The 22163-nt window shown below is 40.0% G+C and carries 20 protein-coding genes and 1 other RNA gene; 11 read left to right on the forward strand and 10 right to left on the reverse strand.

Features of this window, described 5'->3' with window-relative positions; all coding sequences use genetic code 11:
• Positions 1-115: 115 nt before the first annotated feature.
• From ACQY4U_RS11370 to ACQY4U_RS11400, 7 genes are all read right to left on the reverse strand, one after another.
• Positions 116-1324, reverse strand: coding sequence for a relaxase/mobilization nuclease domain-containing protein (locus ACQY4U_RS11370; RefSeq protein ID WP_428329530.1), 1209 nt, complete (start codon positions 1322-1324; stop codon positions 116-118).
• Positions 1321-1656 carry a plasmid mobilization protein gene (locus ACQY4U_RS11375; RefSeq protein WP_428329531.1) on the reverse strand — a complete coding sequence of 112 codons (336 nt, stop codon included), beginning with the start codon at positions 1654-1656 and terminating at the stop codon, positions 1321-1323. The genes ACQY4U_RS11370 and ACQY4U_RS11375 overlap by 4 nt, the downstream gene beginning before the upstream one ends.
• A 103-nt stretch (positions 1657-1759) precedes the next feature.
• Positions 1760-2050: a helix-turn-helix domain-containing protein gene (locus ACQY4U_RS11380; RefSeq protein ID WP_428329532.1), complete on the reverse strand. Its 291-nt coding sequence runs from the start codon at positions 2048-2050 to the stop codon at positions 1760-1762.
• Between the two features lie 393 nt (positions 2051-2443).
• Positions 2444-3700 (reverse strand): site-specific integrase, encoded by a 1257-nt coding sequence (locus ACQY4U_RS11385; protein ID WP_428329533.1) that lies wholly within the window; start codon positions 3698-3700, stop codon positions 2444-2446.
• A gap of 247 nt (positions 3701-3947) precedes the next feature.
• Positions 3948-4316: a transfer-messenger RNA gene (gene ssrA / locus ACQY4U_RS11390) on the reverse strand.
• Between the two features lie 124 nt (positions 4317-4440).
• Entirely contained in the window at positions 4441-5667 is a 1227-nt protein-coding gene (locus ACQY4U_RS11395; protein WP_428329534.1) for a pyridoxal phosphate-dependent aminotransferase, read from the reverse strand.
• A 186-nt stretch (positions 5668-5853) separates the two neighbouring features.
• Complete coding sequence (locus tag ACQY4U_RS11400) at positions 5854-6255, reverse strand: DUF1573 domain-containing protein (RefSeq protein WP_428329535.1); 402 nt, start codon at positions 6253-6255, stop codon at positions 5854-5856.
• 214 nt (positions 6256-6469) lie between these two features.
• Here ACQY4U_RS11400 and ACQY4U_RS11405 point away from each other — a divergent pair, with 214 nt between their 5' ends.
• The 3 genes from ACQY4U_RS11405 to ACQY4U_RS11415 all read left to right on the forward strand — a co-directional run bounded on the left by ACQY4U_RS11405 (position 6470) and on the right by ACQY4U_RS11415 (position 10603).
• Positions 6470-8902 (forward strand): alpha-ketoacid dehydrogenase subunit alpha/beta, encoded by a 2433-nt coding sequence (locus tag ACQY4U_RS11405; protein WP_428329536.1) that lies wholly within the window; start codon positions 6470-6472, stop codon positions 8900-8902.
• A gap of 98 nt (positions 8903-9000) precedes the next feature.
• Positions 9001-9579: a nitroreductase family protein gene (locus ACQY4U_RS11410; protein ID WP_428329537.1), complete on the forward strand. Its 579-nt coding sequence runs from the start codon at positions 9001-9003 to the stop codon at positions 9577-9579.
• 232 nt (positions 9580-9811) lie between these two features.
• On the forward strand, positions 9812-10603 hold the full coding sequence (locus ACQY4U_RS11415; RefSeq protein ID WP_428329538.1) for a murein L,D-transpeptidase catalytic domain family protein: 792 nt from the start codon (positions 9812-9814) through the stop codon (positions 10601-10603).
• A 77-nt stretch (positions 10604-10680) separates the two neighbouring features.
• Here ACQY4U_RS11415 and ACQY4U_RS11420 read toward each other — a convergent pair whose 3' ends face one another.
• A complete protein-coding gene (locus tag ACQY4U_RS11420) occupies positions 10681-12225 on the reverse strand; it encodes a L,D-transpeptidase family protein (protein ID WP_428329539.1) in 1545 nt (514 codons plus the stop codon).
• Between the two features lie 132 nt (positions 12226-12357).
• On the opposite strand from ACQY4U_RS11420, the gene ACQY4U_RS11425 reads away from it, so the two are divergent.
• Positions 12358-13377, forward strand: a complete 1020-nt coding sequence (locus tag ACQY4U_RS11425; RefSeq protein WP_428329540.1) for a glycosyl hydrolase — start codon at positions 12358-12360, stop codon at positions 13375-13377.
• A gap of 5 nt (positions 13378-13382) precedes the next feature.
• Positions 13383-13925 (forward strand): DinB family protein, encoded by a 543-nt coding sequence (locus tag ACQY4U_RS11430; protein ID WP_428329541.1) that lies wholly within the window; start codon positions 13383-13385, stop codon positions 13923-13925.
• A gap of 321 nt (positions 13926-14246) precedes the next feature.
• Here ACQY4U_RS11430 and ACQY4U_RS11435 read toward each other — a convergent pair whose 3' ends face one another.
• Positions 14247-14984 (reverse strand): class I SAM-dependent methyltransferase, encoded by a 738-nt coding sequence (locus tag ACQY4U_RS11435; protein WP_428329542.1) that lies wholly within the window; start codon positions 14982-14984, stop codon positions 14247-14249.
• A gap of 142 nt (positions 14985-15126) precedes the next feature.
• Here ACQY4U_RS11435 and ACQY4U_RS11440 point away from each other — a divergent pair, with 142 nt between their 5' ends.
• Positions 15127-15585 (forward strand): hypothetical protein, encoded by a 459-nt coding sequence (locus ACQY4U_RS11440; protein WP_428329543.1) that lies wholly within the window; start codon positions 15127-15129, stop codon positions 15583-15585.
• 59 nt (positions 15586-15644) lie between these two features.
• On the opposite strand, the gene ACQY4U_RS11445 is transcribed toward ACQY4U_RS11440, so the two are convergent.
• A complete protein-coding gene (locus ACQY4U_RS11445; RefSeq protein WP_428329544.1) occupies positions 15645-16415 on the reverse strand; it encodes a C1 family peptidase in 771 nt (256 codons plus the stop codon).
• 242 nt (positions 16416-16657) lie between these two features.
• Here ACQY4U_RS11445 and ACQY4U_RS11450 point away from each other — a divergent pair, with 242 nt between their 5' ends.
• From ACQY4U_RS11450 to ACQY4U_RS11470, 5 genes are all read left to right on the forward strand, one after another.
• Positions 16658-18286: an acyl-CoA carboxylase subunit beta gene (locus ACQY4U_RS11450; protein WP_428329545.1), complete on the forward strand. Its 1629-nt coding sequence runs from the start codon at positions 16658-16660 to the stop codon at positions 18284-18286.
• Positions 18287-18602: 316 nt separating this feature from the next.
• Positions 18603-19778: a dipeptidase gene (locus ACQY4U_RS11455; RefSeq protein WP_428329546.1), complete on the forward strand. Its 1176-nt coding sequence runs from the start codon at positions 18603-18605 to the stop codon at positions 19776-19778.
• Positions 19779-19809: 31 nt separating this feature from the next.
• Entirely contained in the window at positions 19810-20766 is a 957-nt protein-coding gene (locus tag ACQY4U_RS11460) for a hypothetical protein (protein WP_428329547.1), read from the forward strand.
• Between the two features lie 78 nt (positions 20767-20844).
• On the forward strand, positions 20845-21801 hold the full coding sequence (gene trxB / locus ACQY4U_RS11465) for a thioredoxin-disulfide reductase (RefSeq protein WP_428329548.1): 957 nt from the start codon (positions 20845-20847) through the stop codon (positions 21799-21801).
• Between the two features lie 155 nt (positions 21802-21956).
• Positions 21957-22082: a 30S ribosomal protein THX gene (locus tag ACQY4U_RS11470; protein WP_428329549.1), complete on the forward strand. Its 126-nt coding sequence runs from the start codon at positions 21957-21959 to the stop codon at positions 22080-22082.
• The last annotated feature ends 81 nt before the right edge of the window (positions 22083-22163 follow it).

Here is a 22163-nt window from a genome sequence, read left to right on the forward strand (position 1 = left end):
CACTTGTACTTCCATGCGATCTGTCTTTTAAATTAATTCATTTGGGATAGTAAGCGTTCGTAATACAATGAAATAAATGCCGTGAGATCTTCGCCTTGATTTTTTTGATCATTGGCTATATCCCATTATTTAACCGACGTTTCTTCTTCCTAATCTGCCTAAACTGATTCAGCGCAGTTTGATCCATATTATCAGCATTGTTATCAACGCCGAGCAAATCCCCGACAAGATCGCCACCAGGTATAGTCGAATTACCCATCTGCTGCCAACCCGATTGTTTGATTGATAGATCTGCTCCGCGCTCGCTACGATACTTTTTATTTGAAATGATAGGTTTGCCGCTGTGCTCTCCAACTGATTGAGCCGCCTTGCTGTTATTTCTATTTGCTTTTCCGATTTGATCCTGTAATTTTCCAGTGCCCTGCTGTACATCATTTCTATTTCCGGCAGTAACTTTTGTATCTGCGATAGCTCGGTCGGTTGCTCTGGTTGAGGCTGACTGTTCGCTTCTTTCAGGCTGGTCGGCTCTTGTCCTAACATTTGCCTGGTATATTGCTGTGCGATCTCTTTCTTGTTCATAATCGATAGAATTTTTAACAGCCTGCCATTTGTAAGCGTTCCCTAAATGAGCGCCTTTAAATTGCATCCCGTCGTAACCGTAAGAAATACCACTTACGAACCCTGTGCTGGCCTGGTTAAATAGAATATTAATACCCTGTGCTTCTAAGTGCTTAATAAATTGCTCTGCGGTTGGCTTTTGACTTAGTATGTTTTTTATAGTGACCTGCAACTTCATTTTTACAGATGGTTCGTCCGTTCGCTTCATCATTTCCAACTCATTCTTGGTCATCGCTCGTTCTTTTGCCTGGCGACTGGAGATTACTTCGGTTAGTCCGTATTGCTTTTCTAACTTCCTAAGTATTTGTTCGCTCCGCTGATAGTCTTTACTATCGGAAAGCACTGTGCCATCGTAACCAATACGGTTAACCAAAATGTGCATGTGGGGATGTTCTGCATCAAAGTGACGAAAGATTGCATATTGGTGTTGGTCAAATCCCATTGCCTCCAAATAATCTTTAGCAATGGTTACCATTTTCTCATCTTTCAAATTTTCATGTGGAGGGAAGTTAACCGACGTATGATAAAAGTATTTTGCCAAGTTGGGCCTTAATACTCGTATCATTTTTACTTCATCTATAATTGTCCGCTCGTTGTGTTGCGCAAATGAAGTATCAAGCCACTTTGCTACACCCTTATTTACTTTTTCAAGGTTATAATTAAGTGCTCCTCTAAAACCCTTCCCTTTAACCTGATCCGCTGTCATTTCAATAAACAGTTTAAAATATCCTTCTGCGTTTTTATTAACCCTAAAAGGATAGAGAGATAGGCCGGTGATAATTTGCCCGCATGTAGTTGCTTTACCGCTTGATTGAGATTTACGCCGACTTTGTGCAGTTCACGGTAAAGCGAGGCATTTACTGGCGATAACTTTATGGTTGGAAATCTGCCGGTAAATGCTTTCTGCCTAATCCAGTTCGCTGGTGTCATTCCCGATGCTTCGGCGTAATTTAAGACGGTATCATTTTCATCTTTTGTCAGCCGGATGTTCACTTGTATGATCCTTTTTTCCTCTTCTTGTAATGTTGGCCTTCCCATGATCTTAGATTTTAAACAAAGTGCAAAATCAACTTAACTCCGAAGGAGCAAGCCGTTTAAGCGTAGCGAAAACATGGCTTGCTCCTAACAGATGAACACACATTTATTTACTGAAGCTAATACGTTTGGATTTTACTTCCCCTTTCAAAACTTTCATAATATCCTCGTAATTGTAATAAAGGATGCCACCTATTTTGGTGAATGGTATAGTTCCATTCTGCCGTAAGTTTTGCAAGGTATTGTCTGAGATTTTCAGAAGGTTCTTAACCTGGTAACTCTTTAAAAACTTTTTCTGTTCCTCTGTTGATCCGCCGCCCAACAAAGCTTTCATTTGATTTAACAATCGTTCTCCGAACTCTTGCAAATCCTCTCTGGTGATAATTTCTGCTGCCATAATAAATATTCGTTTTTATTTGTTAAAACTTAAACCTATTGTGATATAAGGTATTGGACAAGTCCAACTTTCGGCTGTACCCTTGGCGCAAAGTTGGACTCTTTGTTTGAATAAAATTCACCACCTGTACCTAACTGATGTGTTTTTTTTTCAAAGTATTTTTGACCTTCAACATCATGCTATAGCACAAAAGTGAAAGTATAACTTCGAAAAACTTCACACCTCATGTAGGAGGTAGGTGTTTTTTAAACAAAAATGAGTGAAGTGAATGGGAAATTACTCCGAGATTATCCGAGTCGGACTTAACATTTTTAAAAAAGCAAGATTGAGCTTGCCCATTCTAAACAACTTGATGTTCCAATTTGGAACATCAAGTTGTTGATTTAATAACCATTACTGATTGGTGACTTTCTTAAGGACGGCAGATTTTTTGGCTTCCATCTTACCTCTAAGCATATCCATATCCCGGCTAACTGTACTATCTAAAATTTTTGCATAATGCTGGGTAGTACGAATATTCTTATGTCCCAACATTTTTGAAACGCTTTCTATAGATACCCCGTTGGCAAGCGTAACCGTAGTGGCGAACGTATGCCTGGCGATATGAAATGTCAATTCCTTTTCAATGCCGCACACATCAGCAATCTCTTTTAAATAAGCATTCATTTTTTGATTGCTTAAAACTGGTAGCAATTTCCCTTCATTAATACACGCCGGATAATCCTCATACTTTTTCAATAAGTCAAGGGCCACGGGCAGCAATGGGATGCGAGAAGCGGTGTCAGTTTTTTGCCTTGTGGTAAAGATCCACTTTTGGCTATCAATGCCGGTGCTTATCTCGGAACGTTTCAATTTATTTACGTCGGCGTAAGCCAGGCCGGTATAACAACTAAATAAAAATACATCACGAACTTGATTCAATCTTTCTGAAACAAAACGCTTTTCACTAATCGAATCCAGTTCCTCACTTGATAAGAAATCTCTAATTACTTCTTTAATCTTCGTCTTATAGTTAATGAAAGGACTACGTACAAGCCAATTATTAGCCACGCAGATATGGATAATCTTTTTTAGGTTCTTAATGTACTTAACGGCTGAGTTGTTATTGCAATGCCTTACTGTTCTAAGATAAAATTCAAGGGATGTTACAAACTCATGGTCTAAATCCTGAATATTGATATCGGAGACTTTATACTTCCACTTTAAAAAGTTTTTCACATGTTTAATCGTGGTCTGATAACGAATGGCAGTAGCAGGTGCATACTCTTTTCCAATCAGCGCCTCTACCTGCCTGTTATGATCTTCAAAGATTGGGATCAACATACGGCAAACAACTTCCTCTTCAATGCCATTCATACGGTCTTTAAAGGTTTGCGCGGTAATGGGGATTTTCCGTTCGATCATTTCCCGATAAACTTCATAGGCTTTTTGTTCAACCGTTTTTAAATGGTTGTTGACGGATTTGGCTTCGTCGGTGTTTCCCATTACTTTTTGGGCGATAGTATTCCATTTATCAGGAGGGGCATTTCGCTTAGTTGCGATCTCAACTCGCTCACTATCAATAGTTATCCGTAGATAAATAGGGGCGTTTCCATTGGGTAACGCCTTGGTTCGTTTCATCTGAAACAAAAGGGCAAAAGATTTAGTCATTTTTAGTGCTATTAAAGGTTAAAAAATTAGTCCTTTACACTGCTGATTTTAATGAGTTGGTCTTGAATAACGCATTGAAATACAGAAGCTTCCAGCATTTCCAGAGACCTAAGGTAAGAAACCTTTCGAGGTCTCCGAATAGGTCTCCAGAACGTTGAGCATTTTTGACTTCTTTTGAGGTATAATTCATAAAAAAAACGCTATAAAACCGGGTTTTATAGCGTTTTGGCCTGTTTTGAGGCTGTAAAAGTGGAGCCGGAGGGATTCGAACCCTCGTCCAAACATGGTATAAGGTAAGCTTTCTACATGCTTAGCTTCTGTTTAATTGTAGGGAAGTGGAAGGCCAGTTGCTTGCCTGTACCGTCTTCCTTAGGTGCTTTATCTCGCCCGCTATGCACACCTTAAGCAGGCCAGTTCCATCTTTCGATGCCCCTGATGCCGATCCGATGAAACGGAAAAACGGCGGGACAAAAGCTTGCTAAATTCTAAATTAAGCAGCTAAGGCGTAGTTATTTTCGCCATTTGTAAGTTTGAGCGTTCTGATTTAAGCGCTAATTCACCCAACGCGCTGCATGCTTACTTACTTATCTCCATCCTGTCAATTCCGGTCGACCCCATTTTTTTGTGGTACTTCTTAGTTGCGGTAGCAGATAAGGCTACAAATATACGTTATTGTGCTCAATGCTGAAAGGATAAAGCTAAACACAAACTACTTTTAGCTTTATCCTTGTGGTTTTATTTTACCTTTCGGCTTTGGCTTCTTCTAAACTAACCGTTCTTCCCGGGTATACTTTCAGTGCCTCATCTAAACATATCATGGCTTTTTTAAGGTCATCATTGTTTAAAACATAAGCCATGCGCACCTCGTTTGTACCGGCACCTGGCGTACTGTAAAAACCTGTTGCAGGGGCCATCATAACGGTTTCGTTATTATAGGTAAAGGTTTCCAACATCCATTGGCAAAACTTGTCTGCATTGTCAATTGGTAGTTTAGCAACTACATAAAATGCACCACCCGGATTAGGGCAATAAACACCCTCCATTTTGTTTAATGCACTCACTATGGTATTACGGCGGTTGGTATATTCTTTATTTACCGTTTCAAAGTATTCATCAGGGGTATCAACTGCTGCTTCGCCGGCAATTTGTTCAACTAAGCCGGGGCTTAACCTTGCCTGCGCAAACTTTAATGCAGCAGTTATAACAGTTTTGTTTTTAGTGATCAGGCAGCCTAAACGCGCACCGCAGGCGCTGTAACGTTTGCTCACGGTATCCATCACAATTACGTTTTCGTCTAAACCATCAAGGTGCATGGGCGAAATAAATTTCTTTCCCTCATAACAAAACTCGCGGTAAGCCTCGTCCGAAAACAAATACAGGTCATATTTCAACGCCAATGCCTTAAGGGCTTCTAACTCCTCCATCGAATATAAATACCCGGTTGGATTATTAGGGTTGCAAATTATAATAGCCTTTGTTTTAGGCGTTATCAGCTTTTCAAACTCATCGATAGGGGGCAGGGCAAAACCATTATCAATATAGGATAATATAGGTTTTACCACAATATCGCTCTGGCAGGCAAAGCCATTGTAGTTAGCGTAAAATGGTTCAGGAATAATAACCTCATCGCCCGGGTCAAGGCAGGTCATCATTGATATGGTTATCGCTTCTGAGCCGCCTACCGTTACAATTATATTTTCCGGCGTAATATTATAACCTAATTTGTTATAATATTCCGTCAACTTCTTACGGTATGATAATGTTCCTTCTGATGCCGTGTAAGCCCATACTTTAAACGGGATATTTTTAATGGCATTTAACATACCCTCCGGCGTTTCAATATCCGGCTGGCCAATGTTTAAATGATAAACCTTTTTACCATCAACCTTAGCTTTATCGGCAAACGGAGTTAATTTACGAATAGGTGATGCAGGCATTTGCTGCCCTTTGTGCGATATTTTTGGCATGCTGCAAAATTAGTAATTTTAATATAGACAGAAAGTGAGAAAAACCTAAAAGAAAAAAGTAAAGAAATTAATACTGAAGGTTTTTTGAGGATAGACGATCAAAATTAATCAAACAAAAAAAGACACGGTTAACCGTGTCTTTTAAAATATTGTATTGCTCTCCTTTTAAAAAGGATTATTGAAGGTTTATTTAGTGCTGGTAACCGGTTTAGCTATTACCTCGCCAACTATATTCAAGTTTTTTTGCGGGGTTTTTGCGTTTGATGTTACCACAATCACCTTATTAAAAGGTGCTGCAACGGCAGCGTTATAAGTGATCTTGATTGATCCTTTGTCACCTTTTTTTACCGGTGTTTTAGTAAAATCAGCAATGGTACAGCCGCATGTAGGCCTAACATCGGTTAAAATAAGGGGTTCGGTGCCAATATTGGTAAACTCAAATACGGTAGTAACAGGTGTACCCTGCGGAATTTTACCGAAATCGTGTTTTTCTTCGTTGAATTTAAATTCAGCTTTTTCGCTATCTTGTGCCGATGCAGTAAATGCAAAACCCAAAATTACTGCGCAAACTAATAAAATCTTTTTCATTTAAGTATTTGTTTTGATGATAATGAAGCTGTTATCTGGCTGTTTAATAATATTATTATAAGCTCAAAACCGTTTCATATTATGGATTTGATTAACACAAATATAAAAGGTTTAATGCAATTAAAAAACTATTCTTAAAACTGCATGTTTTATATGTTATAATACCAATTACAAAATAGAATTTTATAATTTTACCGTCTAAACAAAATTTTATATGCCCGAAACTGCAATTAACGCTACTGGCAAGTCTAATACCGCAGAGCTCAGTTTTGATGATTTCAAGAAGATCGTGATCAGCGATTATCGTGTGGGCTATGAGAGCCGGCAGGCAAGTTTGATCGGTCGGAGGGAAGTGCTCACAGGTAAGGCTAAGTTTGGAATATTTGGCGATGGTAAAGAAGTTGCCCAATTAGCTATGGCCAAGGCTTTTCGCAAAGGCGACTGGCGGGCGGGCTATTACCGAGACCAAACATTTATGTTTGCTACAGGTATGAGCAATTTGAGTGAGTTTTTTGCCCAGTTGTATGCTTATCCTGATACTGATAAAGATCCGGCCTCGGCAGGCAGGCAGATGAACTGCCATTACGCTACACGTTTTGTAAACGAAGATGGTACATGGGTTAACCAGGCCGAAACGATGAACTGCAGTTCAGATATATCAACCACTGGCGGTCACATGCCGCGCCTGCTGGGTTTGGCCTATGCTTCAAAGCTGTATCGTCAAAATAAGGAGCTTGAATATTTAAATAAATTTTCGGTAAATGGGAATGAGGTGGCTTTTGGTACCATCGGTAACGGATCAACATCCGAGGGTTTATTTTTCGAAACCCTTAACGCTGCCGGCGTTTTACAGGTGCCTATGGCTATTTCTGTTTGGGATGATGCCTATGCCATTTCTGTTCCGGCTAAACTGCAAACTACAAAAGAGGATATATCCGAAATATTAAAGGGCTTTCAGCGCGAAAAAGGGACAAACGGTTACGAGATATTTAAAGTTCGTGGTTGGGATTATGTAGCCCTTTGTGAAACTTATGAGCGTGCAATAAATGTTTGCCGTACCGAGCATGTGCCTGTTTTAATACACGTTACCGAAATGACACAGCCGCAGGGCCACTCCACTTCGGGATCGCATGAACGTTATAAATCAAAAGACCGTTTAACCTGGGAAGAAGAGCACGACTGCCTGCTGCAAATGCGCAAATGGATGATTGCATCGGCCATAGCTACTGAGGCCGAAATTGATGAGATTGAAGCAACTGCAAAAAAGTATGTACGTGAATGCCAGCGCAAGGTTTGGAATGAACTGAGCGAAGAGATCCGTTTAGAGCTTAATGAAGCAGCAAGATTAATTGAAAAACTGGCGCTTGAGGTTTTTGAGCGCGATGCATTAATGGAGGTTGCTGTTGAGCTTGGCGAAACCGTTGACCCCGGCCGTAAAGATATGGTAGCGGCTATCCGCAAAGCGTTACGTATTGTGGTTAAAAATAATACCGCTCCAAAACAACCCTTGATTGACTGGCTTGCTGCCGAGGATATTAAAAGTAAAGACCGTTATAACTCAAAGCTTTTTTCAGGTACGCAGTTTTCGCCCCTGAATGTTGAAAACGTACCGGTAAGGTATTTGGAAGACTCGAAATATATTGATGGCCGCGAGGTTTTAAATGCCTGCTTTGATGCCAACTTTGAGCGTGATAAAACCATTGTAGCCTTTGGCGAAGATGTAGGCGCCATTGGTGATGTAAATCAGGGCTTTGCAGGGTTGCAAAATAAATATGGCGATCTGCGCTTAACCGATACCGGTATCCGCGAGGCTACCATAATAGGGCAGGGCATGGGTTTGGCTATGCGTGGTTTAAAGCCAATTGCCGAAATTCAATATGTTGATTATCTGCTGTATTCCATCAATGTTTTAAGTGATGATTTGGCAAGTTTAAGCTATCGTACTAAAGGCGGCCAAAAAGCCCCTTTAATTGTACGTACGCGCGGCCACAGGTTAGAAGGAATCTGGCATTCAGGCTCGCCATTAGGTTTAATATTAAACTCAATGCGTGGCTTGCATATATGCGTACCACGCGATATGACACAGGCTGCAGGTATGTATAACGTGCTTTTGCGCGGCGATGAACCGGCACTGGTAATTGAGTGTTTAAATGGCTATCGCTTAAAAGAAAGACTCCCTGCTAATATAGGCGAGTTTACCGTACAATTAGGCAAAGCCGAGATATTGAAAGAGGGTAGCGACATTACCGTTATCTCGTACGGTTCAACCTTACGAATAGTACGCGAAGCCGCCATTGAACTGGATAAAATGGGTATTAGCATTGAAGTGATTGACCCGCAAACACTTTATCCGTTTGATATTGATAACGTTTGTGGTAACTCCCTGCGTAAAACCAGTAAGCTGCTCATTGTTGACGAGGATCTGCCGGGAGCAGCTTCGGCTTATATCCTGCAAAAAGTACTGGAGGCCCAAAAAGGTTATTATTCACTGGATGCACAGCCGCGTACGCTGAGTGCTAAGGAGCACAGGCCGCCTTATGGGTCTGATGGTGATTACTTCAGCAAGCCATCTGTAGATGATATTATCGAGACGGTTTACAGCATGATGAACGAAACTGATCCGCATAAATATCCTGCTATCTATTAGCCAGATAAAAGAACATCCCTCATTTTGACTTTAAGGTCATGATTTTTAAGTTATTTTTGCGTCCCGGTGTTTACCGGGACGTTTTATTTTTAATACCTATGGATACTACATTTTCAGCAATAGCAAATAATATAAAAAACCGCCGCAGTGTTAAGCCTGCTGCTATGAATGGTAACAAAATACCTAATGGCCATATAGCTGCCATTTTGGAACTTGCCAACTGGGCACCTACCCATGCCCTTACCGAGCCCTGGCACTTTATAGTTTATGAAAACCCTGCCGAGTTTTGTAAACAACACGCCGAACTTTACGAGGCAAACAGCCTGGGTGATAATTTTAACCCCACCGTTTTTACTAATTTAACCCACCAGGGCGATAAAGCTTCGCATGTAATTATTGCGGTTATGAAACGCGGTAACCTGCCTAAGATCCCTCAGTTTGAGGAAATAGCAGCGGCATCATGTGCTGTACAAAATCTTCTGTTGGGTGCAACATCGCTTAATATTGCCTCGTTCTGGAGTACTGGCGGGATGGCTTTAAGACCGGCATTTAAAGAATTTTTTAAGTTTGGCGAGGAAGATGCCATAATGGGCGTTTTGTATTTAGGCTATGCCGACCAATATCCCGAGGGTAAAAGAAACACCCCGGTTGAAGAAAAAATTACCTGGATAAAATAATAATCAGTGGTTTTATCAGTTTATTGATATAGTTTGTTTAATTAAATTTAATTAAAACGTAAGTAAATATTAATTAAACAGATAGTAATTATATTTGATAGTAATATTTTAATTATTAAATATATTTACTTTTGCGATAAATTTATAATTTTGGTGAAAAAACTAAACCCTAATTTAGTTTTTTACGTAGAAAAGGCCACTAATTAATTGTTGATATAACCCCAGGTGAAGAATGAAAAAACGTTTAGGCGGAGTAGTATGCACTTTATTGATCCTTTCGATAACTACAATAAGCTGGAAACCAGCAAATATAAACAAACACAGCAGCAGCTTTAAAAAACCTTTCTCGGCAAGGGCATTGCTCGAAAAATATATCAGTAATATTTATGAATCTGCGCACTTACAGGAATCAGGTTTAGATCTCGATGTATTTGAAAAAGCCATGACGGGTTTTATCGATCTTAAAGTAGCCAATAAATTACCGCAGAGCACCGCAGTACTAACGGTTGTTGATCTGACCAAATCAAGTCACGAAAAACGCATGTGGATTGTAGATGTGATTAACAAAGAATTGGTGCTAAATACCTGGGTAGCCCATGGCCACGGTAGTGGTGATGATATGGCCACCCGTTTTTCTGATAAAGAAGATTCGCACCAGAGCAGTTTAGGCTTTTATATTACCGATGATGTTTATTTCGGTAAAAATGGCCGTTCGCTTAGGTTAGATGGGATGGATGCAGGTTTTAATGCGCATGCCCGCGAACGTGCAATAGTGGTGCATGGTGCTGATTATGTTGGCCCCAATGCTATTGATGAATTAGGACGCCTTGGTCGCAGTTATGGCTGCCCTGCGGTAGCCCGCGAAGTATCTGACCAGGTAATTGATGCTATAAAAGACAAAACAGTTTTGTTTATTAACGGACATGCCGGCCGTCATCAATACCAATCAAAATACCTGAATGAAGATATGGCCGCTAATTACCTCGCGACTGATAGTGGTAACAGCTATTTAGCAAATCTGTAGCTCGCAAGGATGCATTACTACGTAGAGACACTATACTTTGTCTCTTTTCTATTTATAGGATTTATTTTGAATAAATTTTAATTCAAAGGATGTACAAGCCTCATTAAATGATCATACAGCACAATATCTAAGCCGTAAACATCATTTCTGAACTGCAGGTTACCATCCTCATCATTCCAGCAGGTAACGTAATTAATGTAAACAGGTACTCTTTTAGGCAGATAAATAGAGGTAGGGTTAGGGTTATCCTCATTCATGTCTTTTGAAATCTCATCATATTTATCGCCTGGTCCAAAAAGGTTTAATGCAAGGCCCTGTGGGTCGCCTAAGCGTACGCAGCCGTGGCTTACGGCGCGCATCTTCTTATAAAAAGCATACTTGGCAGGTGTATCATGTAAATAAACACTGCTTTTGTTATTGAACATGAATTTTATCTTACCTAATGAATTATCAGCACCGGGTTTCTGCTTGAAATCATATTCAGAATTTTGTTTGGTAACCTTTGTCCAGTCAATATCTTCCGGATCTTCAACCAACTTATCGTCTTTATAAACATCAATGTTTTTGTTGGACAGATAAAAACGGTCTTTTGCCGCCTCAACCAATATCTCCTTATTGGCAATACTGCGTGGAATGTTCCATATCGGGTTTACATCAACGCTGTGTATCAGGCTGTTTAATATCGGTGTTTCGTGCTCATACGGCTTATCATCCTTTGCGGTATCGTTATAAGCTACAATGGTATTGGCATTGTCCATATTACGGCCCTGGCCCACACAAACCTTCATTTTTAATACTGACCGGCCGCTATCCACCACATTCAGCATAAAATCAGGAATGTTTACAATCACATACTTGTTCTCAAAGGGTTTGTTCCTCCACCTGAAACGCTCCAGGTTAACCAATAAAATACGTTTGGTTTCTTCAAGAGATCTTCCTGGGGCAACATAGCCGCTAAGCAATGCCTTTTGCATAGCAAGGTATTGCGGAGATTTTGGTTGTATACTATCTAAAAAAGCCTGTACATTAGTTAAATGAAAAACATGCAGCATACTTAAGCTATCGGGCCTTTTGGTAGCCATAAAGTAGCGTTCAAAAATGCTTTTTGGATTAATAACCCCAAATTGCAGCGCATTTGAGTAATTGATGAGCGAGTTGGCTGATGTTATTTCTAACTCAGCAATTTCATGGTAAATTTCATCAAGTGATTTTACCTTGCCTTTTTGATTAAACTCATAGATCAGGGTGCGCAGTTTATCAGCATCAAACATGCCGGCATCAAGGCCATGTTCATTGGCTTTAAAGTAATAGTTGGTTATGGTAAGTAAATCATTATTAAATAAATGATCCATCACCAGTTCGGGCTTGTAATGATTTTTACTGTAATGATCTAAAATAAAATCGGAGTGGTGCAGGCTTGAGCGCTTGTTGTTCAATACCTTTTTAAATACCCGGGCAAAATCATCAGTATTATAATCCTGGTAAACTTTATTGTGGGTTTTTTTGAAAAAAAAGTCGGCCGTTTCAGAACGTTTTTTTTTACAGCCTTGAAAGGTTAGGATAAAAACTGGAAGAATAAGTAAAAAAACAACAGGTCTTTTTACAAAAGCAAAATTAATCATAGTATCAAACGCCTCAAATATAAGCCTTTATTAGCAAAGGCCGCGCCATAACTTGATAATAGATTTTTGTTATTTTTGAAACAACTGTTGATAATTAACTTTAACAGCCTCATTTTTAATTACAAGCAAAGTATGCGTATTACAAAATCACTGTTCTGTTTTATAATGATTGCTTTCGGTTTTACAACTAAAGCGCAAATATTTCAGCCTGTAAATCCAAAAGCTACTGCTGGTGTAAAACATACACTTGGTTTACTGTATGCTATTAAGGGCAAATACATTATGTCGGGGCAGCAAAATTACAACAACGACCGCAACATATTTTCGGATAGTGCTAAGGCCATCACCGGGAAATACCCGGCAATATGGGGCAGTGATTTTATAAATTGGGGCGATAAGGACCTGGGCCCGCAGATAGTTGAAGAGTCGATAAAAAAATCGCGCGAGGGTTACCTCATTACTTTAATGTGGCACGAAGGTAAGCCAACGGATAATCCGCCTTATGAGTTTTCAAAAAATGTAATTGCCAAAATGAGCGATGCTGATTGGAATGAACTAGTTACGCCGGGCAGCGCGCTCAATAAAAAGTGGCTGGCGCAGATAGATGTTATTGCCGGTTACTTAAAACAACTACAGGATGCAGGCGTTACCGTTTTATGGCGTCCCTATCACGAAATGAACGGCGTTTGGTTTTGGTGGGGAAACAGAAAGGGTGAAAACGGCATCACCAAATTATGGAAAATGATGTACGACAGGTATACCAATTACCATCACCTTAATAACCTGTTATGGGTTTGGGGGGCCAATGGTTTAAGGGACATTCCATTTGATGAGGCTTACGATTACAAAGATTACTATCCCGGCGCTAATTATGTAGATATTTTAGGAGCCGATATTTACCATTTTGATTACGAGCAAAAGGATTATGAAGCTTTACTAAAGGTAGCCAACGGTAAACCCATTGCATTAACTGAAACCGGCGAATTACCTAAACCCGAAATATTAAAGGTACAACCCCAATGGGTATGGTTTATGGTGTGGACAAGCTGGCTTTGGACAGATAATACACACAGCAGGGTTAAGGACGTTTATGGTTTGCCTCAAACCTTAAACCATGAGGAGGTTAAAGCAAAATTAGATTCATTAAAATAAATACCATGAGCAATATACCTGAAGTTTGGCTCCGCGGGCCCTTGAATGATATGCCGGTTTTAGTACAACCCGTAGCACATGCTTTGCTACAGGCACGCGAAGAGATCAATACCCTGATGCAGGGTTTTCCGGAAGGTTTATTGTGGGAAAAGGTAGCAGGGATGGCTTCGCCGGGGTTTCATTTACAACATTTGGCAGGTGTAATAAACAGGCTTTTTACGTATGCAAAAGGCGAACAGCTTAGCAGGCAGCAATTGCTGCTATTAGCTGCCGAAGGCAAACCACCTGTTGATGAATACAATATAGATACCGTATTACAGGTATTTAATGAGCAGGTTGATGATGCATTACTACAGTTGCGCAGTGTTGATGAAACCGGTCTTAAAACAACAAGAGGGGTAGGGCGTGATAAATTACCATCAACCGTTATTGGTTTGTATGTGCATGCTGCCGAGCATACCATGCGCCATACAGGCCAGTTATTGGTTACTGTAAAAGTTTTGAGCGATAAATTTAGCGACGATACCGATTCCCGGCTGATAACTTAGCCATCATTAGTCATTTTTATCAATTGCAAAACAAGTTCAATGGCATTTTTCTCAATGCATCAATTACAATAATTTTAATTGATAAAAATAATCAGCCGGATTACAATTAGCTGTTAACTATATTAACAATCGTTACAGAACTGCTTTTTACAGGTTGTAATGCAAGCTCATATTGTGGTCTTTTAAACCATAAGTTAAATTTACCCGGCTTTAATTTATGGTGAAATCTTTTATACAAATAGGCTGATAATAGTATTAGCATAATATTTAATTTAGTTGTTTACCAATAAAATGTAGCAGTAATTATTGCCAGCCAATACATTAGGTATTGCTTTTAAATAGCTTACTTTTTACAACAGAGCGCATAATATCAAACATGGCCGCTACTGTTGATGCTACTTCCTTTCCGTAGCTTTGCTTATAAATAAATTTATCGCAGATGCTTTCGTCCCAGGGTTTAATAAAATGGTTTAAGTAATAAGGGTCAGTTGGGTTTACCAATATCTCTATATTGTCCTGCCACTCGTAATTTACGGTTAAAATACTGGCATGTGTACGTTCCAGGATTTTAAAACCGATGGATGTTTTTGGCAGATAATACAAAAATACTTCGCCGAAATCCTGCCAGGTATGAAAGTTTATTTCTTTCTTATCATACATAACAATTTTGTCGTCAATATCCTGAATGATCCACCTGTGCGATTGTTTGGGCGCCATATATTCGCCTAAAAGCGATGGGGTTTCCATGTAGCCCATTTTAGCAACACGTGCCTGTTCTTTTACAAATTTTATAGGGTCGTCAACATGCTCTAATACGTGGCGGCAAATAACATAGTCAAACTCCTGGTCTTTAAACGGAAGGTCTTCACCGTCTGCTTGCAAAAATATTTGATTTTTTAGTACTTTCAGGTTTCCGCTTCGGTGTGTGTTATCTTCAACATACTTATCTACCACGGTGTGCGCCCGTTTGTCCGGGTGGTTACCTCCACCAACTTCCAAAACATTATACTTCCTTTTTATCAGGAGGTCATCCATCGTTTTTGGGCTTCGTATCTTCATAGATTTAAATTTCTAATTTTTAAGGGGGTTATTGATTAGAATTAACTTTAATGTATAACATTACTTAACCCCTAATTTATACGCTAACTTTATAAATAAGATGCGTAAATTATAGCTTATTTCAACTTTGTTACACAAATAGATGCCAAAAGAAGCCACCGCCGATTTAATAAAGTTTATAATTCCTTACCCGGATAGCGTTAAAATTGCCGCATTGTGGCTGCGCAGTTTTATATGGGATTTGTATCCACAGGCTAATGAACTTATATATGATAATTATAATGCGGTTGCTGTAGGCTGGTCGCCAACAGATAAGGCTGGCGATGTATTTTGCAGTATAGCCATATTTAATACGCACGTAAATTTCGGCTTTAACCGCGGGGTTGAAATTCCCGATCCGCAAAAAATATTATTAGGCAACGGCAGCCTGTACAGGCACATCAGGGTTAAAGACAGGGAAGATTTTCCTGAAGAGTATATGAAACAATTGATGCTGGCGGCTTATGAGAATTCCCTTTCACGATTAAAACCCGTAAAAAAAGAAATTATGGGTCAAACCATAGTAAAATCAATATCCCCTGTTAAAAAGAGGCCGGTTTAGAGGAAAGTCTGAAAGTAAACTAATGGCTTTCAAACTTTCCGTCTTTGCTGATTATGAGATTATTCTACACTGGTAATAGTCCAAAAGTCATCGGCTAAATTGGCATTGGTAATATAGGCGTAAGGCATATAAAAATAACCCTGCAGTCCCCAGCCATTTCCCCAGCTGTTGCGTACAATAAAGGCGCTTTTAGCATCATCATACCCTACAGCCATTACGGCGTGGCCACCTAAAACACTTTCGTTTGGTGCAGGCATAGGCATTATGCCGGTTTTTGCTACAACATCACTTTCAAAACTTTGGTAAACCGTAAACCCAAACACAAAGGGGCTACCGGCTGCAAGGCATGATTTTAGCTCGTTTATAACTGTATTATTTAAACGGGTATATTGTAACGCCAAATTCTTTAAGGCAGCTGTGTATAATGCTTTTGCAGGTTTTACTGCAAATTTGGTAATAATATATGGCCAGGCAGTTTCGTTACAAACACCCTGGGTGGCTACTGATTTAATGCCATCACGTATCTGGGCGCCGCTATCTGTTTTTGGGTGGCCTTCCATTACACGTTCGTTATAATAAATAAACAACCTTGATGGGTTAAACGAAGGCAGGCTTTGTTTAATGAGTTCGAACTGAAAAGCACCGGCAATTGCATTTGCGGTACATGATCCTAACTGCCCCTGGTCATAAACTGGCGGGCACTTGGCACGCAGATCAACTGATGGTGGTAACGGAGTTGCTAATGCATCAGGACGTACAACTGCATATTGCATATCCCTGTTGTCTGGCAGGTCTGGATTCCAGCCATAGTGTTTGGTTTGCTGTATCATAATAAGGATTTTTAATAAATGTATAATAAAGGTAAGTGCTTAAGGATAAGCTGTAAACAGTAATTTTACGTAAAGTGGTAGGGTGTTATTACTGTATTTTGAAATTTACTTTTGCTTTTATTCAGGGAGATAATGATTGCTTATTAGTAAACAGGGTACCATTCGCTCCAAAACAAAATCGGCTTCAAATAACTTTTACTGCTCAATTTTGCCTAAAATTACATTTCCTATAAAAACCAATTATGGATATCCAGTTTAACAAGAATGAAGATATAAATAAACAGCTTGTTTATGAGCTGAACACCAGGCTTAAAAAGGTATACCTGGGCGGTGGCGAAAAGGCTGCCGCTAAACAAAAAGAAAAAGGTAAAATGCTTGCCCGCGAGCGTGTAGCCTACCTGATTGATAAGGATAAACCCTGGCTTGAAATTGGTGCCTTTGTTGGCGAAGGTATGTATGCCGAGCATGGCGGCTGCCCATCGGGCGGGGTGGTGTGCGGTATAGGTTATGTATCGGGCAGGCAATGTGTGGTTGTTGCTAATGATGCTACTGTTAAGGCGGGTGCATGGTTCCCTATCACCGCCAAAAAGAATTTACGTGCGCAGGAAATTGCGATGGAAAACCGCCTGCCCATTATTTACCTGGTTGATTCGGCAGGGGTGTATTTGCCTTTGCAGGATGAGATTTTTCCTGATAAGGAACATTTTGGCCGCATTTTTCGCAATAATGCCATAATGAGCAGCATGGGTATCATCCAGATCTCGGCTATTATGGGCTCATGTGTTGCAGGCGGGGCTTATCTGCCTATCATGAGTGATGAAGCCATGATAGTTGAAGGTACCGGGTCTGTTTTTTTAGCGGGATCATACCTGGTAAAATCGGCTATTGGCGAAGATGTGGATAATGAAACTTTAGGTGGCGCCACTACGCAATGCGAAATATCGGGCGTTACTGATTATAAGCACCCTAATGATCAGGCTTGTCTGGATTCTATCCGTAATATTATGAGCATGGTCGGCGATTTTACCAAAGCCGGTTTCGACAGGATAAAAGCTTTAGCGCCAAAACTCGATCCAAAGGATATTTATGGCATATTGCCCGAAACCAGGGACGCAGCTTATGATATGAACGACATCATTAAACGGTTGCTGGATGATTCGGCCTTTGAGGAATATAAGGAGGGTTACGGGCAGTCTATCATTTGTGGTTTAGGCCGTATTGATGGCTGGGCAGTTGGGATAGTGGCCAACCAGCGCAAAGTGATCAAATCAAAAAAAGGCGAAATGCAGTTTGGCGGGGTGATCTATTCAGATTCGGCCGATAAAGCCACACGTTTTATCATGAACTGTAATCAAAAAAAGATTCCGCTGGTATTTTTGCAGGATGTTACCGGCTTTATGGTGGGCAGCCGTGCCGAGCATGGCGGTATAATTAAGGATGGTGCCAAAATGGTTAATGCAGTTGCTAATTCGGTAGTTCCCAAATTTACCATTGTAATAGGTAACTCTTATGGTGCAGGTAATTATGCCATGTGCGGTAAGGCTTATGATCCGCGGCTGATATATGCCTGGCCAACCGCTAAAATTGCGGTTATGGGTGGCGCATCGGCAGCAAAAACATTAGTACAAATGCAGGCAGCAGGTTTAAAGGCCAAAGGCGAAGAAATTGATGCGCAAAAAGAAGCCGACCTTTTAAAGCAAACTACAGATAGGTATAATGCGCAAACCACCCCTTATTATGCATCAGCAAGGCTTTGGGTTGATGGGATTATTGACCCTTTAGAAACCCGTAAAGTAATTTCGATGGGTATTGAGGCAGCCAACCATGCACCTATAGAAAAAGCTTTTAATGTGGGGATAATACAGACCTAATTCAAGGAAGATGATAAGTGGGACTATTCTCAATTCGTCCTTACGATGAAGGAACGATCCCGAAGTACAAGGCTGCTGAGCATGTTCGATCTGCATAGTTTTGCGATTGCTTCTCCGTGCTTCATCGCAATGACGGTAATGGATTTCAAGCCGCGCGTCCTTGCGAGCGATAGCGAAGCAATACCCGACTGTACAGAGCCGCTGAGCATATTCGATTTGCATAGTTTGCGATTACTTGTTTCTTCGACATCGCAATTACATGATGTATTAAGTAGAACAAAGTATACTGTATCTGCAATTTTTCTTATCTTCCAGCATGAAAAAACTGCTGCTGCCCTTCCTGCTATTACTGCTTAACCAGGCTTATTGTCAAACCGCTATGCAGATCCATCAAAAAGCGATTTTGGTTGATACGCATAACGACATCCTATCCAATATTTTAATAACCAAACAGGATGTTGGCCAACTGCAAAGCACAGGTAATTTTGATTTGGTGCGTGCAAAACAAGGGGGGCTTGACGGACAAATGTTTTCCATTTGGTGCGGCGAGGAATATTGCAAGGGTGCAGCCTTTGCATTTGCCAATCGTGAAATCGACTCCTTGTATGCGCTTATTGCCCGCTATCCGGATAAAATAACACTGGTGCGCAATAGTAAGGAGCTTGAAAAAGCAGTTAAACAGCAAAAAATGGCAGCCATGATTGGTGTTGAAGGCGGCCACATGATTGAAGACAGGATGGATTATATGGATAGCCTTGCCAAACGCGGCATGCGCTATTTAACCTTGACATGGAACAACAGTACCTCGTGGGCTACCTCTGCACGGGATGAGGTCACTAAAAAAGATTCATTGAAACATTTAGGCTTAACCGATTATGGTAAGCAAATAGTAAAACACCTCAACGGTCTGGGTGTAATGGTTGATGTATCGCACGTTGGCGAACGTACCTTTTATGATGTGCTGGCAACCACTACAAAGCCAGTTATAGCATCGCACAGTTGTGCTTACAGCATTGACCCTAACCGCCGTAATTTAAAGGATGATCAGTTGCGTGCGCTTGCTAAAAACGGGGGAGTTGTTTGCGTTAATTTTTACAGTGGCTTTGTTGATAGTACCTACTCGGCAAAAGTGGCCGTATTTCTGCATCAGCACAAGGCCGAATTGGATTCGCTGACTCAAATTTATCATGATGGCGATTTGGCAAATATCAGGCTTAATGCTATTTATAAAACCGAATCGGATAAAATAAGGCCACCATTAAGCCTGCTGATTAAACATATCGACTACATAGCCAAACTGATAGGCGTTGAACACGTAGGCATAGGCTCAGACTTTGATGGCGCTGAATCATACCCGCTTGGTATGGATAGCGTTGCCGATTACCCTAAAATAACTGCTGAACTGCTAAAGCTTGGTTACACAGAAAAAGATGTTGATAAAATCCTCGGCGGTAACTTTTTACGTGTTTTTAAAGCGAACACAGGTAAATAGGATATATTTGCTTACCGATAACTTATCATTAATGAAATTCTGTTTTATATTAACTGCAACTCTGTTTTTTACTTTAGGTGTCTTTGCGCAGGTAAGTAAAATTTATGTTAACGCTGATGGGAAATTTACCACAAACTCTAAGCATGCTGTTTCTTATGATCTGATTGAAAAACTTTCAGATACTGCCTACCATGTTTTAACCTATGATATGAAAGATACTATCCTTACAGAGGGTACTTATAAAGATGAACTTCTTTCTATTCCAAATGGAAAATTCAAATATTATATGAATAGAATTAACCCTGCAGGGTTAGATAGTGCTCTGCTTACTGAAACAGGTAACTATGTTTATAGAGTTGGCTATTTTTTAAATGGAGTTAAAACAGGGATGTGGGTTGACTATTGGAAAAAAGGGGTTAAAAAGTATTCATTCGTTTTTAAAGAATCTAAACTAAATGGTAGGTATAGGTGCTATGATTATCATTATAATAATTACGTAACGGAAGAGGGTAATTATATTGATAATAAAAAAGATGGTGAATGGAATACATTTGGCTTCGATACACTTAATGTTCCTTTTACCACAAATACTTATTTGAATAATAAACTGGTTAAAAAGGTTGTTCATTTTCAACCGCTCTTTTTTTCTATTATGGATTTAAAAGATGATTTATTTCAAAAAATACTTCCTTATAAGCAACAATTAAATGGATATGTGAGTGTGAGATTCATAGTAGGTGCTAAAGGAAATATAATAAATCCTACTATTATTAAATCATATTCTCCGGAAATAGATAGCATTATATTAGAGGTTTTAAAGGACATGAAAAAAGTTAAACCGCAAAGCTATGATGGAGTTCCATGTATTATAGATTACGTTATGAAAATTTCTATTGATAAAAATACTATAAATAATGGATGGCTCAGCTTAAGTTTTTATCATGAAAGACAACTAAATTTTAAAAACACATTAGACGTAGGGCCTTAATTCATATTAAGTTTACTACCTTCTGACCAATAAAATCTTCTTTTTTCTTACTTTTGTACATCAATTTTAAAAATTCCAATGTCTCAAAATATCGAACATGTTAAATGCCTTATCATAGGCTCTGGTCCGGCGGGTTATACTGCTGCAATTTATGCTTCACGTGCTGATCTTAAACCGGTTATGTATACTGGTTTGCTTGCAGGTGGCCAGCTTACACAAACAACTGATGTTGAGAACTATCCGGGTTACCCTAATGGTATAATGGGCCCCGAAATGATGGAAGATTTCCGCAAACAGGCTGAGCGTTTAGGCGCAGAGATTCGTTTCGGTTATGTAAGCTCGGTTGATTTTTCGAGCCTGCCGCATAAAGTGGTGGTTGATGATGTAAAAACCATAACTGCCGATACTGTTATTATTTCAACAGGTGCATCAGCAAAATGGCTGGGCCTGGAGTCTGAACAAAAATATAGTGGCTTTGGTGTTTCGGCATGTGCTGTATGCGATGGTTTCTTTTTTAAGGGACAGGATGTTGCCATAGTAGGAGCAGGTGATACGGCTGCCGAAGAAGCAACCTATTTGGCCAAGCTTTGCCGCAAGGTATACATGATAGTTAGGCGCGATGAGTTCAGGGCTTCAAAAGCTATGGCAAGCCGCGTATTGAACACGCCAAATATTGAGTTGCTATACAATACCGAAACCAAAGAGATTATTGGCGACGGACAAGCCGTAACTGGTGTAACCGTAATTAACAACATTACAAACGAAGAAAAAACTTTAGATGTAACCGGATTTTTTGTGGCAATAGGTCATCATCCTAATACAGATATTTTTAAAGGCTGGATCCACATGGACGAAACCGGGTATATCAAAACCACACCGGGATCAACCACCACTAACGTTGAAGGTGTGTTTTGCTGCGGCGATGCACAGGATCATATTTACCGCCAGGCTGTAACTGCTGCGGGCAGTGGTTGTATGGCGGCTATTGATGCCGAACGCTACCTTGCTGCTAAACAGCATGTTGTTACTGCATAAGTTTAATGAAGTGCTTGAATTAGCTTGACAGGAGTTTGAAACTCATTGATTCTGAAATTCTGATTCACATTTAATTAACATATTGTAAACAATCAGCCCGGCAGGCGGTTATATTTATTGTAATATTGATAAACACATCAAAACCAATAAATAACATGGGAAAAGGCGATAAAAAAACGCGCAAGGGCAAAATTGCAATGGGCTCATACGGTAAAACCCGTCCACACAATCCAAGTAAAACAGTAACCACTCCGGTTGCCGCAACCGAAGAAAAGAAATAATACAAAGTCATCCCGTAAAACCGGGGTGACTTTTTTATTTAGATACAGATTTTTTACATCTGTACAGGGATGTTTTTTTCC

The organism is Mucilaginibacter sp., from assembly GCF_965277465.1.
In the GTDB taxonomy this organism is placed as follows: Bacteria; Bacteroidota; Bacteroidia; order Sphingobacteriales; family Sphingobacteriaceae; genus Mucilaginibacter.